This window comes from Stenotrophomonas maltophilia group sp. msm1 (genome assembly GCF_032025805.1).
Taxonomy (GTDB): Bacteria; Pseudomonadota; Gammaproteobacteria; order Xanthomonadales; family Xanthomonadaceae; genus Stenotrophomonas; species Stenotrophomonas hibiscicola.
Genome location: NZ_JAVSKH010000002.1, coordinates 544,159 through 558,697, shown reverse-complemented (window position 1 = coordinate 558,697; position 14,539 = coordinate 544,159). Strand labels below are relative to the sequence as shown.

The following is a 14,539-nucleotide window of genomic DNA, read 5'->3' as shown; positions in this document are numbered from 1 at the left end:
TTCCTTAATAATCCGTAACCTGCCGGTGTTTGTTCTCGTCAGCCGACAGATATGGCCTGCAAGTCGCCTCCTTGGGGAAGCCGTTTCAGCCATTCATGCCCTGCGTCGCTGGCGCCAGTGAGACGAACGCGACGCCCTTGTCCCTCGATCTCCAGCGCCACCACCAGGTCGGTTGGCGGCAGCGCACCGGCACCGCGTTCCGGCCATTCAACCAGCCACAGTACCGCGCTGCCCTCGTCCAGCCCGAGGAAATCGAGTTCGCCGGCCTGCCCGATCCGGTACAGATCCAGATGCCAGGCCTCGCCACCGCCGGCCAGCGGATAGCGCTCGACCAGGGTGTAGGTCGGGCTGCGGATGGCGCCCTGGACACCCAGCGCGCGCAGCAGTGCGCGGGCCGTGGTGGATTTGCCGGCCCCCAGGTCGCCGCGCAGTTCGACCAGCGCCTGCGGCGGCCGGGTGGCCGCCAGCCATTGCCCGAGCAGTTCAGTGGCATCGCTGTCGGCAAGGAAGAAATCGATCATCGGGAAAGTTCCGGGTTGGCCAGTCGCCGCAACGGCGACAGCAGATCAGTAGGAAGCAGGCCGCGCGCGCCATCGGCGGCCGCGGCGTCGCCCGCGAGCCCATGCAGCAGCGCACCGGCCGCGGCGGCGTCGAAGGCGGCCAGGCCCTGCGCGCGCAGGCTGGCGATGATGCCGGTGAGCAGATCGCCCATGCCTCCCACGGCCATGCCGGGATTGCCTGCAGCGATCAGCCGTGGCGCCTGCCCGGGCGCCGTCACGATGCTGCCTGCGCCCTTCAACACCACCACGGCGTGGAAGCGTTCGGCCAACGCCTGCGCACAACGGTAGCGATCGGCCTGGATGTCAGCGGTACTGCAGCCGAGCAGGCGCGCGGCCTCGCCCGGATGTGGCGTAAGGATGGCGTCCGGCAGCGCGCGCGGATCCTGCGCCAGCAGATTCAGTGCATCGGCATCAACCACCAGCGGCTTGTCGCTGTCCAGCACCTGCGCAAACATTGCGCATGCCCATTCGTCCTGGCCCAGGCCGGGGCCGATCGCCACCACCTTCGCCTTGTCCAGCAGCGCCGGCAGCACATCGCCGTCTTCCAGTGCATGGGTCATCGCCTCGGGCAGCCGAGCCAGCAGTGGACCGACGTGGTCGCGGCGGGTGCCCAGGCTCAACAGCCCCGCCCCTGCGCGCAAGGCGGCCTCGGCTGCCATGGCGATGGCACCGCCGCTGCCGTGGTTGCCGCCGACGCACAGCACGTGGCCGGATTCGCCCTTGTGGCTGTTGGCGCGGCGCGGCGGCAGCAGTGCCGGCAAGCGCGCCTGGGTCCAGTGCTCCACGGCGGGTGACACGCCCTGCCATGCGGCCGCGGGCAGCTGCAGCGGCGCCAGCGCCTTCTGGCCACAGTGATCCAGCGCATCGCCGGTATACAGCCCGCGATGCGGCACGATGAACTGCAGGGTCAAAGCAGCCTTCACCGCTTCGCCCGGTACGGCGCCCCGATCGGCATCGACGCCACTGGGGACGTCCAGCGCCAAAACCGGTGCCGCCTGCGCGTTGAGGGCGACGATCAGCGCCTGCGCCACACCTTCCGGCACGCGATCGAAGCCCAGACCGAACAGGGCATCGACCCAGATATCGGCCTCGGGCAGCACGCCGTCGAAATCGGTGAGGGTGCCGCCACCGGACTTGAATTCCGATGCGGCACGCTGCGCCAGCGACGTCGCCGGTGGCTTGCCCGGCAAGGCGATCACCGTCACCGTACGCCCGGCCTGTCGTGCATGGCGGGCCAACACCAGGCCATCGCCGCCGTTGTTTCCTGCGCCAACCACCACGCCGATCCGCTGCGCTTGTGGCCAATGCTGCAGCAGGCACTGCCAGGCGGCGTGGCCGGCCTGCGCCATCAGGCTCCAGCCGCCCTCGGCAGCCAGTGCCGAGGCCTGCGCATCAAGCGCACGCGCGGCAGCGGAATCGAACAGAGCGGCAAGGTTGGCCATGCGGGGATTTTATACTGGTGCATATGTCTCCCGCCCCCGCCCCTGTCGATCCGGCCCAGGCCGTACAGCGCATCCGCGAACTGGCGCGTGCGCATGGCTTCCAGCGCTGCGGCATCGCCGGCATCGAGCTGGGCGAGGACGAGGCGCACCTGGCCGACTGGCTGGGCCAAGGCCTGTACGGCACGATGGACTGGATGGCGCGCCACGGCACCCTGCGCGCGCGCCCGGCCGAGCTGCTGCCCGGCACGGTGCGGGTGATCTCGGTAGGCATGGACTACAGCCACAAGGACGACACCGAAGCCTGGGCAACCCTGGCCGACCCGGGCCGCGCCTACGTGGCCCGTTACGCCTTGGGCCGCGACTACCACAAGCTGATGCGCAACCGCCTGCAGAAGCTGGCCACGCAGATCAACGATGAAGTGGCACCGCTGGGCTACCGGGTATTCGTCGATTCGGCGCCGGTGCTGGAGCGCGCACTGGCGCGCAACGCGGGGCTGGGCTGGATCGGCAAGCACACCTGCCTGATCGACCGCAACGGCGGTTCCTGGTTCTTCATCGGCGAGATCTACATCGATATCCCGCTGCCGATCGATGCGCCGGCTACGGCACACTGCGGCACCTGCACGCGCTGCATCGATGTCTGCCCTACCCGCGCGATCACCGGCCCGCAGCGGCTGGACGCGCGGCGCTGTATTTCCTACCTGACCATCGAGCACGACGGTGCCATCCCCGAAGACATGCGGCCGTTGATCGGCAACCGCATCTACGGCTGTGACGACTGCCAGCTGGTCTGCCCCTGGAACAAGTTCGCCAAGCGTACCGACGAAGCCGATTTCCGCGCGCGCAACAACCTCGATACCGCGCGCCTGGACCAGCTGTTCGCCTGGGACGAAGCCGAGTTCCTGCGCCGCACCGAAGGCAGCCCGATCCGGCGTAGCGGCCATGAGCGCTGGCTGCGCAACATCGCCGTGGCGCTGGGCAATGCGCCGTCCTCGGCCGAAGCGCTGGCTGCCCTGCAGACCCGCATCGACGATCCCTCGCCGCTGGTGCGTGAACACGTGCAGTGGGCACTGGGCCAGCACACGGTGCGCTGACGTGCGATCCTGAGCCCCCGTTCCGCCCGCAGCACGCCGTTCCCATGCAGCCACGCAACAACGACATCCTCACCCCCAGCCAGCTCAACACCCTGGCCCGCGACCTGCTGGAAGGCAGCTTCCCGGCGATCTGGGTCGAGGCCGAACTGGGCAGCGTGGCGCGTCCCGCCTCCGGGCATCTGTATTTCACCCTGAAGGACGCACGTGCGCAGCTGCGCGCGGCGATGTTCCGGATGAAGGCGCAGTACCTGAAGTTCGTGCCGCGCGAAGGCATGCGCGTGCTGGTGCGCGGCAAGGTGACCCTGTACGACGCCCGTGGCGAGTACCAGATGGTGCTGGACCACATGGAGGAAGCCGGCGAAGGCGCACTGCGCCGCGCCTTCGAGGAGCTGAAGGCACGGCTGGAGGCCGAAGGCCTGTTCGACCCGGCACGCAAGCGGCCGCTGCCGGCGCACGTGCAGCGCCTTGCGGTGATCACCTCCCCCACCGGCGCCGCTGTGCGCGACGTGCTGAGCGTGCTCGGCCGCCGCTTCCCGCTGCTGGAAGTGGACCTGCTGCCGACCCTGGTGCAGGGCAGCAGCGCCGCTGCACAGATCACCCGCCTGCTGCAGGCCGCCGATGCCAGTGGCCGCTACGACGTGATCCTGCTGACCCGTGGCGGCGGTTCACTGGAAGACCTGTGGGCCTTCAACGATGAAGCACTGGCCCGTGCGATCGCCGCCAGCCGCACCCCGGTAGTGTCGGCGGTGGGCCATGAAACCGACTTCAGCCTGAGCGACTTCGCCGCCGACCTCCGTGCACCGACGCCATCGGTGGCAGCCGAGCTGCTGGTACCGGACCAGCGCGAACTGGCCCTGCGCCTGCGCCGCACCGCGGCACGCATGGCGCAGCTGCAGCGGCACACGATGCAGCAGGCGATGCAACGTGCTGACCGTGCCCTGCTGCGCCTGAACGCGCAGAGCCCGCAGGCGCGACTGGACCTGTTGCGCCGCCGCCAGCTCGATCTGGGCCGGCGCCTGCATGCCGCGTTCAACCAGCAGCAGGAGCGCCGTGCTGCGCGCCTTCGCCATGCAGCGGCGGTCCTGCGCGGGCACCACCCACAGCGCCAGCTCGACACGATGCAACGCCGCCTGGCCGCCCTGCGCGGACGACCGCAGGCAGCGATGCAGCGTCTGCTGGAACGCGATGCGCTGCGCCTGCGCGGGCTGGCGCGTTCGCTGGAAGCGGTCAGCCCGCTGGCGACTGTAGCGCGCGGCTACAGCATCCTGACCCGCAGTGACGATGGCACGCTGGTGCGCCAGGTCGATCAGGTACAGCCCGGCGACGCATTGCAGGCGCGCGTGGGCGACGGCGTGATCGACGTGCAGGTCAAGTAAAGGGGTTCGGCAGGGCTGCGCCCTGCACCTGCAGAGGCAAATGCAACAGCCGAAGCAACAGCGAAAGCGGCTCTGGATTGCTGATAGCTTGGCGGGGTGGTGTGGCTGTGCAGGACACGCCGTAAACCCATCCCTGGGGGCTCGATGGCGCCATCCATGGCGCCAACGGTCCTCACAGCCACACCGCCCCACCCTCGACAGTGTCCCGATGACGGTCGGTAGATCCACGCCATGCGTGGATGAATCTCTTTCAGATATCGAATCAATTCGGGGTCAGATCCGTTTTCCTGCGGAAAACGGATCTGACCCCAAGCGCCATTCCGGCAGATCGCGGACATCTGTCGAAGGCGGGGTGGGTCCGGTTGCGGGGGCGTGAGCCGCATGGATGCGGCGACCGAGCTTACATGGACGTACTTGCAGCGGCCCCCGCAACCGGACCCACCCCGCCATCCCACGGAATGCACGCTGTTGCTGTTGCTGTTGCTGTTGCTTCGGCAGGTGCAGGGCTGCAAGCCCTGCCGAACAACCCCCTACTTTGCCTGCTCGCAGAACTTCTGCCGGTACTCGAGTGCCTTCGGCATCAACGCCTGCAGGTTCTGGATACGGGTACCCGGGTTCGGGTGAGTCGACGCGAACTCCGGCGGTGACTGGCCACCACTGGCCTGGCCCATGCGCTGCCACAGCGGCACCGCCTCGCGCGGGTCGAAGCACGCCGCCGCAGCCAGCATCAGTCCCACTTCATCGGCCTGCGTCTCGTGGCTGCGCGCATAGGGCAGCAGATACCCGTAGCCCATCGCCGACATCATCATCTGTTGCTGCTGCGCATCCATGCCGCTGGCGGCGCCGGCCATCTGCCCGATCTGGGTCAGCTTCTGCTGCGCCATCCGCTGCGCACCGTGGCGCAGCAGCGCATGGGCAATCTCGTGGCCCATCACCACCGCCATCGCGTCGCGCGTGCGCGCCACCGGCACCAGGCCGGTATAGACCGCCATCTTGCCACCAGGCAGGCAGAATGCGTTGGCCTGTTCAGATGGGATCACGTTGACTTCCCACTGGAAATCACGCGCGAAATGCGCCGGCTGAACGCCGTGCTCCTGCGCCAGTGCAGTCTCCACCACATCAACCTTGGCAATCAGGCGCTGGGCGATGTCGCGCACATCGCGCGCGATCGGCGCGTTGGAGTCCATCGGCGGCTCCTCCGAGAGGATCTGCTGGTAGGCCTGCAAGCCCAAGGCGGTCTCCTGGCGGGCGTCCAGGCTGCTGTCAATCATCACCTTCTCGCCGGTGTAGGGGTCCACCGTGCGATTGGAAAACCAGTAGAAGAGCGCATAGCCGGCGGCCAGCAACAGCACCCACCAGCGGATGTTGCCAAACAGGCCGCGACGCTGCGGGCCTTGGGGCGAGCGGGAAAAGGGATCATTGCGCATCAGGGGTCGTCCAGCAGGCCCCGCCGGCCGGCGGGCACGGCGCAATCTTAGTGCGCGGGCGCCAGCAGCGGGTGAAGCCCGGTGCCGCTCAGATGCCCCGCACCAGGCGGAAACCGATGCGCGCGCTGGTGGTGTCCGAATCCTGCGACTGCCGCCACGCCGCACGGGTCTGCTCCGGCGCGTTGGCCCAGTTGCCCCCGCGGATCACCCGTGCGCGGCAGCCCGGGTTGAACCAGGCCGCGCCATCGGAGGGCGCGCGCCGGTAGCTGGCATGCCAGCAATCGGCCACCCACTCGCTGAGATTGCCCGCCATGTCGTGCAGGCCGAAGGCATTGGCCTGGAAACTGGCCACCGGCGCGGGCCCCCACCAGCCATCGCCATAGCCGATGAAGGCGTTGTGCCAGTGCCGTCCCGATGGCGAGACATCCTTGCTGCCAGTGAAGTTGCCAGCACCGGGCGGCGGCGTGCCGGCGGCGCCCCACGGATAGCGGCCACTGCTGCCGGCGCGCAGCGCGTATTCGAACTCGGCCTCGCTGGGCAACCGGTAGCTGCGCCCGGTCTGCTCGGACAACCACGCCGCATAGTTTTCGGCATCGCGGATACTGACATGCATCACCGGCAAATTGGCCATCGCGAGGCCACCGTCGTAGTCCGAACGCCAGTCCACGCCGCTGCGGCGGATGAAGTTGCCGCTGCGTTCGTCATAGACCACCGAATGGCCGCGACGGGTCGCACGCGGGCGCGCGTTGGTCGCCTTCACGTAGCGCTGGAAATCGCTGACCGTGACCTCAGTGATCGCCATCGCGAAGCCTCGATCAAAGCGCACATAGTGCGATGGTCGCTCAGCATCGCTCGAACCCGGTTCGGCATCACCGGCGCCCATCTGGAAACCGCCATGCGGCACCACCACCATCTGCGGACCGCGTCCGCCATCACGCATGGCGTCGCTGAACACCTGTCCCGGGCGGAAGCTGCCGTAGTGGGTGGCCAGGTCGATGCGCTCACGCAGCTGGGCCACCACCGCGTCTCCCGGCAGGGCGATGCGCAGGGCCTCGGCCAGTTTCTCGCGTGCCGGCTTCAGGCCCTGCGGCGTGGACAGGTCGCGCAGGCCGTCATCGCGCAACTGCAGCAATGCCGCCGCACGGATCTGCTCGATGCGCTCGAACGCGTCGGCAATGGTCGGCGACGAGTCGCGCACCTTGCTGGCTTCGGCCAGCCAGGTGCCCGCGCTGGCGAAATCGCGCGTGCGAGCAGCGTCCTCGGCACGACGGATCAACCCGCTTTCGGCCGCGGCCAGTCCCTGCCGTGCACGGCTGTTGTTCTCGTCCAGTGCCAGCGCCTCGCGGAAGTTGCCGATGGCGCCATCCCCGTCCTCGCCGATCCGGTCCGCGCGCAGGTCCTCTTCACCGGCGCGGTTGTAAGCGACCACCCGCTGGGCAAGCTCCACCCGACCCTGCAGTGCGCGTACCTTCTCGTCCTTGGGCGCCAGGGTCAGCAGCACCAGCGCCTGGCGGCTGGCCTCGGCCAGCGCCTCGCGCTGCTTCAGCGGCCGCACCAGCAACGCATCCGCCTGCTGCTGCAGGCGCTGGCGGGCACGCTGCAGGCCCTGGCGGGCCTGGCGGTCATCCGGGTCCTCTTCCTGTACTGCCAGCCACAGCGGAATGGCGGCATCGGCATCCTCATACAGCCGGCCCTCAGTGAAGGCCTGCCCGGCCGCGCGGCGCAACTGCGCCAGGCTGCGGCCCTGGCGGTCCACCCGCGGCGGCGTCCACTGCTGTACATCCTCGGCGGCATCCTCACCGGCGATGGTCACGCTGCCCTGCCCGGCCTGCGGGCGCTCGTCGCTGTCTGCGTTCGCGGACGGGCGCGCCTCCTCCCCGGCACTCCGGTCCACTGCCGTGGGGGGCGACGGCGTGCAGCCTGCCAGGGCCATGGCCAAGGCGGTGCACAGCGCGGACGACAACGGAAAACGCAAGCGGAGCCTCCTTCGGCACGGACGCGCACCGACGTTAGGCTATTCTCCCCTGCCTGAGCAAACCCGAGTAGTAGGCCCTGAACCGTGGCAACCTGGATCACCACCCCCGCCGAGCTGGATGCGTACTTCCAGCAGCGCCCGACCCGCATCGGCCTGGACACCGAATTCATCCGTGAACGCACCTTCTGGCCGCAGCTGGCCCTGGTGCAGATGGCGGTCGGGCAGGACATCCTGCTGATCGATCCGCTGATTCCCGGCATGACCGAGGCACTGGCGCCGTGGCTGGCCGATGAATCGATCACCAAGGTGATGCACAGCGCCAGCGAAGACCTGGTTGCCTTCAAGTGGACCTGCGGCGTGTTGCCGCGACCGCTGTTCGACACACAGATCGGCGCCTCGCTGGCCGGCATTGGTGGCGGCATGGGCTACCAGAAGCTGGTCGCGGAAATCACCGGCGTGGCGCTGGCCAAGGGCGAAACACGCTCGGACTGGATGCGCCGTCCACTCTCGGAGTCGCAACTGCAATACGCCGCCGACGACGTCGAGCACCTGTTCGCGCTGCATGACGCCATTGATGCCAAGTTGCAGGCACTGGGCCGCCAGCAGTGGCTGCACGACGACGGCGAGCGCCTGCTGGCCAGCGTCGCCAATGACGAGGACCGCTGGCCGCATCTGGCGATGCGCTCAGCGCAGTTTCTCGATGCTCCCGCGCAGCGCCGCCTGCTGCGCCTGCTGCGCTGGCGTGATGTGCAGGCACGCAGCAGCGACCGCCCGCGCAGCTGGATCCTGGACAACGAACTGGCCGCCACGCTGGCACGCACGCCACCGGCCGATGCCGCCGCGCTGGCCACGCTGTTTGAACAGTTCCCGAAGGCACCGCGCAAGCTCGCCGGCGCGGTGTGGCAGGCGCTGGACACGCCGCTGGCCGATGAGGCCGAGGCACCGCTGGCGTTGCCCGCCAACGACACCAACAAGCAGGCACTGAAGAGGCTGCAGGACGCCGTTGCCGAGCGCAGCCGCGAGCTGGGCCTGCCGGATGGCGTGCTGGCCTCGCGCAAGCATCTGGAAAGCTACCTGGAGCGCCGCCAATGGCCGGCCGCTCTGGCCGGCTGGCGCCAGCAGGAACTGGAGTCGCGGCTGCAGGCGCTGCTGCCGGCACGCTGATGACAAGGCGCCGGACCACGCCGGCGCCGTGCACCTCAAGCCTGCAGGGGCCGTGCTAGGGTTGGGCGGTACTGACAAGGAGACGTCGATGCAGACCCTCAAGATCGCGACCGCCTGCGCACCGCTGCTAACCACGTTGGGCCTGGCATGCTCTGGGCAGGCCGCACCGCTTTCCTACGCACAGGAAAAGGAGAACACAGCCAAGCTGGTGGACATCATTGACGGTGCCACCCGCGACGGTCTGGTTGCCGTGCTGGTGCCGGCCCCGTATGTCGTGCACAACGGCGGGCCAGGTGTCGGCTCTCCGGTCCCCGGCTTTCATCTGGGCAACCGCTCGACCGACCTACCCGGGTTCTCGACGCGGGTGTCCTTCCAGCACAAGGATATTCCCTCCCAGGGCTATGTGCAGCTGTTCAACACCAACGAACTGGAAACCGGCCCGCAGCGGACGGTGTTGATGGACGTGTTCGAGGTGCATCTGATTCCGCCGGGCACCTATCTGCTGAACGGTGCGGAGAACTACCGCCTGAACACCCGCGTGGCCAAGCTGAAGCCGCTGGGGACCACGGACGAAGTATCGAAGGACATCGGCGCCACCCGCCTGGCCGACGTCGATTACCGTTTCTATTCCTGGAAGAAGGTCTGGGTACCACCCGGCGTCCTGACCGATCAGCACTCCCAGCAGGTCTGCATCTCGGTGCATGTGGCCTCCGGCAACTGCGTGGCATGGGGCACCCAGAACTACGAAACCTCGCGCCCGACCGAAGGCTACTGGGATGACAGGATCGTCCCTGAAGACATCCCTGCCGTACGCATCCAGGCGGTCATCGCCAAGGCCCACGCGCCACTGGCCTTCACTGCCCGCGAAGGGCAGATCCTGCTCAGCCCCTTCATTGTTGCCGCCGACGGCGATATCGATTTCAACGCCAACGACTGCGCACCGGTCGACAAGCTGATGGGATGCGCCCTGCGCCGCTTCACGGTGCACTACCAACCCGCGCCGCTGGACGCTGCACGCAAGCACATCGCAATCACCTCGCGCGGCCTCAACGGCAAGCAGCGCAAGGTACTGGAGCGGATGGAGGCGATGCAGCTGCAGGTGCTGGGCCCCAGTGCGCCGTCCGATGCAGCGCTGGGCAAGGGCGTCAGCGCCACGCCTTGAGCACGGATGATGCCTGGCCAGCAACGAAAAACGGCGCTCGATGAGCGCCGTTTCCGGTACACGACGGGGTAAGGCTTACCAGTTCATGTTCAGCGAGACACCGACGGTGCGCGGTTCGTTGTAGACCGCGGCCATGTAGTTCTCGATCACACCCTTGAGGTTCTTCTCGTTGGTGATGTTGCGCGCGAACAACGCCACTTCATAGGCACCGTAATTGCCCGAGTAGCCGATCTTCAGGCCACCTTCGAAGTCACCCTTGGAGTTGAACTCCTTGCTGTCGTACAGCACGAAGCTGGTGTAACCCTGCTTGTTCCAGTCGGTGGACACGAACATGGTGCCGGCGTCGCTGACCGGGAAGTCGTAGCGGGCGGCCAGGTTCACGTTGTACTTCGGTGCGTTCGGCAGCGGGTTGCCGTCGATCTGCGCGAAGGTGTTGGCGCCGACCTTGATGGTCGGGTCATTCACCGTGCACACCACCTGGCCGTTGAGGCCGCAGACCTGTGCGTAGACGCGCTTGTCCTTGATCTCGCTGTGCAGCAGGCTCAGGCCGGCGCTCAGGGTCAGGTTCGGGATCGGGCGCAGCTCCATGTCGGCTTCGAAGCCGTAGGCCCTGGCCTTGTCGGCGTTGAACAGCACGCCGTTGCCGTCCGAGTCGTTGCCGTTGAGCTGGATGTCGTTGACGGTGTAGGTGAACGCGGTGGCATTCAAGCGCAGGCGGTTGTCCCACAGGCTGCTCTTCACGCCTGCTTCCCAGGACAGGATGGTCTCGGAATCGGCGGTGGTGAAGTCGGCATTGAACACGGCCGAGCGGCCCTGGATGGTCGGGCCGCGGAAGCCGCGGGCGACCTTGGCATAGACGCTCACGTCCGGCGTGACCTGATACATCGCGCTCAGATCCCAGCTCGGGGTGGTGTCGGACATCTTGACGTCGGTGCGGCCCTTGTAGGTGACCACGCCAGCGGCAGTGTCAGCCGTCTTCAGCAGGCGGGTGTGCTTCTCGTCCCGGGTCTGGCGCAGGCCGGCGGTAACGGTGAACTTGTCGGTGAAGGCATAGCTCAGCTGGCCGAAACCGGCCCACGAGGTGTTCTTGTTGCGCAGGCGCACCCAGTTGTTCGGGTTACGTGCCGGGCTCTGCAGGAACCACGCGCGCTGGTAGAAGTCGGTGGTGTCGCTGCCGTTGAAGTAGAACGCACCGGCCTGCCACTGCAGCGCGCGGTCGTCATGGCTGGCCAAGCGGAATTCCTGGGTCCACTGGTCCAGGTCGCGGATGCGGCCCATCGACTGGCCGTAGCCGTTCGGCACGCCGTTGACCGGGAAGTTCGCCGCGGCGCCACCGTCGGTGTCACCACGGCTGTAACCGGAAGTGGTCTCGTAGGCGGTGATCGAGGTGAAGTCGATCGCACCGAAGTCGTAGCGTGCCTTCACCGAGCCGCCGTAGGTCTTGTAGGCCTGCGGGTTGTTGTCGGCCTCGTCGTAGGCGACCTTGTCGCGCGGCACGTCGGTCTTGTTCGAGCCCTTGGTCAGCGCACCGCGCAGGAACAAGGTCGAGGTGCCTTCATAGTCGCGGGCGTGGGCCGAGGCCAGGATCGAGAACTGGTCGCTCGGGGTCAGCAGCAGCTGGGCGCGCACGTTGCGGTCGTCGAAGCCGCCCATGGCGTTCTTCTTCGGGCTGACCGTGCCATCGGCGCTCGGGCCCTTGTAGGTGTTGTCGACGTAGTCATCGCGGTGCTGGTACAGCGCCGACACGCGGAACGAGGCGATGTCGTTGATCGGGCCGCCGAAGCCGCCGTCGATCGACACGCTGTTGTAGGTGGCGTAGCTGGCGCTGACCCGGCCGGTGTAGTCCTGGGTCGGCTTCAGGGTGTCGAACTTGACGATGCCGGCGGTGGTGTTGCGGCCGAACAGCGAGCCCTGCGGGCCGCGCAGCACTTCCACCTGGTCTACGTCATAGACCGGGTTGGACTTCAGCACCACGTGCTCCAGCACCACGTCGTCCTGGATGATCGACACCGGCTGCGAGGCTCCCAGGTAGAAGTCGATGTTGCCCAGGCCGCGGATGTAGAAGCGCGGGAAGATGCGGCCGGTGGTGGTTTCCGCATACAGGCTCGGCACGCGGCCGGACAGTGCCAGCAGGGTGTCGTCGCCGCCGGCGGTGAAGTCGCGCATGCGCTCTCCCTGCACCACACCCACCGAGACCGGCACTTCCTGCAGGTTCTGCTCACGGTGTTCGGCGGTCACGGTGATCGTGTCCAGGCCGGTTGGGGTCGGCGCACTGTCCTGCGCGGCGGCACCGAAGCTGCCCGCCAGGGCCAGGCCAGCACAGGCCAGGGCCAGCGGGTGACGGCGGAAGGAAACAAAGGAAGACGACAGACCCGACAGGCGGCGGGAATCGGAATGGGAGGGCATGCAATGCTCTGAGGAGGCGTCCGTGCGGCCTGCGCGAGCCGGGCGGCAAAAGGGAGGAGAACTGCGCAAGCGGCCATTATCCCCCAAATTGTTACGATTTCGTTGCGTGGTGCCCAAGCCCGTCGAAACAAGCGGTTTCGGCACAGTTACAGGGCATTCCGCACGCCCTGAAGGCTTGACTCAGGGCAGCGGGGTCAACGCGACATCGACCATCGCCAGCAGGCGCTCGCGGCTGATGCCGTCACGCGCCTGCACCGAGATGCCATGCAGCACCGTGGCGAAGTGGTCGCCCAGCGCCTGCACCGCCGCGTCGTCGGCCAGCTCCCCCTCGGCCTGCGCCTGCTGCAGCCGCGCGATGATCGCCGCCGTGCGCTGGCGACGATGACTGGCCAGCCAGTCCCGCACGCCTTCGCCATCGGGCGACACGCTGCTGGCCGAGGACACCACCAGGCAACCATGCGGGCGCCCGCGACGGGTGTAGGTCATCACCGCCTCGCGCAGCATCGAACCGATCGCCTCACGCAATGTTGCCTGCTCCAGCGCGCGCGGCGCGAAACCGCCCTCGCCTTCTTCGTACAGCGCCACGGCTTCGCGGAACAACTGCTCCTTGCTGCCGAACGCGGCGTAGATGCGTGCAGAGGCAATGCCCAGTGCTTCGACCAGTGCCGACATCGACGTGCCTTCATAGCCGTGCTGCCAGAACAGCAGCATCGCCTTGCGCAACGCCTGGTCCCTGTCGAATTCGCGCGGTCGCCCTGCCATCTGCCTGCCTGCTCCAGTGAGGCGCGCAGTGTAACGCGGGTGTTGACCATCGCGAGAGTCGCGCCTATTCTTTGTCGACCGACAAATAATTGGAGCAACACATGCAGACCCTCAAGGGCCCCAGCCTGCACCTGGCGCAGTTCGCCGGCGACCAGGCCCCGTTCAACTCACTTGCCAGCATTGCCGCGTGGGCCGCCGGCCACGGTTTCAAGGCGCTGCAGATTCCCGCCTGGGATGCACGCCTGTTCGACCTGGCCACCGCCGCCGACAGCCAGGACTACTGCGACGACATCCGTGGCACCCTGGCCGAGCACGGCCTGCAGGTCAGTGAGCTGACCACCCACATCCTCGGCCAGCTGGTGGCCGTGCATCCGGCCTACGACGAACTCTGCGATGGCTTCGCGCCGGAAGCACTGCGCGGCAATCCGCAGGCCCGCACGGAATGGGCACAGCAGCAGCTGCACCTGGCCGCTCGCGCCTCGCGCCGTCTTGGGTTGCAGGACATGGGCACCTTCTCCGGCTCGTTCGCCTGGCCCTACCTGTTCCCGTTCCCGCAGCGCCCGCCGGGCCTGATCGATGCCGCCTTCGATGAACTGGCCCGCCGTTGGCAGCCGATTCTCGACAGCTGCGAGGACAATGGCATCAACCTCTGCTACGAGATCCATCCCAGCGAAGACCTGCACGACGGCACCAGCTTCGAGCGCTTCTTCGAGCGCGTCGGCCAGCACGAGCGCTGCCGCATCCTGTTTGATCCCAGCCACTTCGTGCTGCAGCAGCTCGACTACCTGCAGTACCTCGACATCTACCACCCGCTGATCCGCATGTTCCACGTCAAGGATGCGGAGTTCCGCCCCAGCGGCCGCCAGGGCATCTATGGCGGCTACGCCGACTGGACCGAGCGCGCCGGCCGCTTCCGCTCGCTGGGCGATGGGCAGGTCGACTTCAAGTCGATCTTCTCCAAGCTGGCGCAGTACGACTACCAGGGCTGGGCAACGCTGGAATGGGAGTGCTGCCTGAAGGACCAGGAAGCTGGCGCGCGCGAAGGCGCCGCGTTCATCCGCGACCACATCATTCCGGTCACCGACAAGATCTTCGACGACTTCGCCGGTGCACCGATCAGCACCGCACAGATGCAGCAGATGCTCGGCATTGCCTGAGCCCCAACGGAGCA

At 67.5% G+C, this 14,539-nt stretch carries 11 protein-coding genes; 5 read left to right on the top strand and 6 right to left on the bottom strand.

Translation table 11 applies throughout. The features are described from left to right. Positions 1-38: 38 nt before the first annotated feature. Both tsaE and ROV95_RS10215 read right to left on the bottom strand, forming a co-directional pair. Positions 39-521, bottom strand: coding sequence for a tRNA (adenosine(37)-N6)-threonylcarbamoyltransferase complex ATPase subunit type 1 TsaE (tsaE, locus tag ROV95_RS10220; RefSeq protein WP_019660526.1), 483 nt, complete (start codon positions 519-521; stop codon positions 39-41). Continuing rightward, positions 518-2,002: an NAD(P)H-hydrate dehydratase gene (locus ROV95_RS10215; protein WP_312544248.1), complete on the bottom strand. Its 1,485-nt coding sequence runs from the start codon at positions 2,000-2,002 to the stop codon at positions 518-520. The genes tsaE and ROV95_RS10215 overlap by 4 nt, the downstream gene beginning before the upstream one ends. Before the next feature lie 23 nt (positions 2,003-2,025). Here ROV95_RS10215 and queG point away from each other — a divergent pair, with 23 nt between their 5' ends. Next, the gene (gene queG, locus ROV95_RS10210) at positions 2,026-3,096 is read left to right on the top strand and encodes a tRNA epoxyqueuosine(34) reductase QueG (RefSeq protein WP_019660528.1); all 1,071 of its coding nucleotides are present in this window, start codon (positions 2,026-2,028) and stop codon (positions 3,094-3,096) included. A gap of 44 nt (positions 3,097-3,140) precedes the next feature. After that, positions 3,141-4,472 carry an exodeoxyribonuclease VII large subunit gene (gene xseA / locus ROV95_RS10205; protein ID WP_111097875.1) on the top strand — a complete coding sequence of 444 codons (1,332 nt, stop codon included), beginning with the start codon at positions 3,141-3,143 and terminating at the stop codon, positions 4,470-4,472. A gap of 530 nt (positions 4,473-5,002) precedes the next feature. On the opposite strand, the gene ROV95_RS10200 is transcribed toward xseA, so the two are convergent. Further along, positions 5,003-5,899 carry a M48 family metallopeptidase gene (locus ROV95_RS10200; RefSeq protein ID WP_019660530.1) on the bottom strand — a complete coding sequence of 299 codons (897 nt, stop codon included), beginning with the start codon at positions 5,897-5,899 and terminating at the stop codon, positions 5,003-5,005. Positions 5,900-5,987: 88 nt separating this feature from the next. Further along, a complete protein-coding gene (locus tag ROV95_RS10195; protein WP_134735709.1) occupies positions 5,988-7,874 on the bottom strand; it encodes a formylglycine-generating enzyme family protein in 1,887 nt (628 codons plus the stop codon). A gap of 84 nt (positions 7,875-7,958) precedes the next feature. On the opposite strand from ROV95_RS10195, the gene rnd reads away from it, so the two are divergent. Both rnd and ROV95_RS10185 read left to right on the top strand, forming a co-directional pair. Then, positions 7,959-9,038 carry a ribonuclease D gene (gene rnd, locus ROV95_RS10190; protein WP_312544243.1) on the top strand — a complete coding sequence of 360 codons (1,080 nt, stop codon included), beginning with the start codon at positions 7,959-7,961 and terminating at the stop codon, positions 9,036-9,038. 88 nt (positions 9,039-9,126) lie between these two features. Next, on the top strand, positions 9,127-10,200 hold the full coding sequence (locus tag ROV95_RS10185; RefSeq protein ID WP_058979641.1) for a hypothetical protein: 1,074 nt from the start codon (positions 9,127-9,129) through the stop codon (positions 10,198-10,200). Between the two features lie 75 nt (positions 10,201-10,275). Here ROV95_RS10185 and ROV95_RS10180 read toward each other — a convergent pair whose 3' ends face one another. Then, positions 10,276-12,606, bottom strand: a complete 2,331-nt coding sequence (locus ROV95_RS10180) for a TonB-dependent receptor (RefSeq protein WP_312544240.1) — start codon at positions 12,604-12,606, stop codon at positions 10,276-10,278. A 180-nt stretch (positions 12,607-12,786) separates the two neighbouring features. Further along, the gene (locus ROV95_RS10175; RefSeq protein ID WP_010486565.1) at positions 12,787-13,368 is read right to left on the bottom strand and encodes a TetR/AcrR family transcriptional regulator; all 582 of its coding nucleotides are present in this window, start codon (positions 13,366-13,368) and stop codon (positions 12,787-12,789) included. A gap of 101 nt (positions 13,369-13,469) precedes the next feature. Between ROV95_RS10175 and ROV95_RS10170 the strand changes: the two genes are divergently transcribed. After that, positions 13,470-14,525: a sugar phosphate isomerase/epimerase gene (locus ROV95_RS10170; protein WP_180876576.1), complete on the top strand. Its 1,056-nt coding sequence runs from the start codon at positions 13,470-13,472 to the stop codon at positions 14,523-14,525. Positions 14,526-14,539 lie beyond the last annotated feature (14 nt).

Bases quoted from the DNA above. Each gene is read 5' to 3' on its own strand.
- tsaE (WP_019660526.1), bottom strand. From the start codon at position 521: ATGATCGATTTCTTCCTTGCCGACAGCGATGCCACTGAACTGCTCGGG.
- ROV95_RS10215 (WP_312544248.1), bottom strand. From the start codon at position 2,002: ATGGCCAACCTTGCCGCTCTGTTCGATTCCGCTGCCGCGCGTGCGCTT.
- queG (WP_019660528.1), top strand. From the start codon at position 2,026: ATGTCTCCCGCCCCCGCCCCTGTCGATCCGGCCCAGGCCGTACAGCGC.
- xseA (WP_111097875.1), top strand. From the start codon at position 3,141: ATGCAGCCACGCAACAACGACATCCTCACCCCCAGCCAGCTCAACACC.
- ROV95_RS10200 (WP_019660530.1), bottom strand. From the start codon at position 5,899: ATGCGCAATGATCCCTTTTCCCGCTCGCCCCAAGGCCCGCAGCGTCGC.
- ROV95_RS10185 (WP_058979641.1), top strand. From the start codon at position 9,127: ATGCAGACCCTCAAGATCGCGACCGCCTGCGCACCGCTGCTAACCACG.
- ROV95_RS10180 (WP_312544240.1), bottom strand. From the start codon at position 12,606: ATGCCCTCCCATTCCGATTCCCGCCGCCTGTCGGGTCTGTCGTCTTCC.
- ROV95_RS10175 (WP_010486565.1), bottom strand. From the start codon at position 13,368: ATGGCAGGGCGACCGCGCGAATTCGACAGGGACCAGGCGTTGCGCAAG.
- ROV95_RS10170 (WP_180876576.1), top strand. From the start codon at position 13,470: ATGCAGACCCTCAAGGGCCCCAGCCTGCACCTGGCGCAGTTCGCCGGC.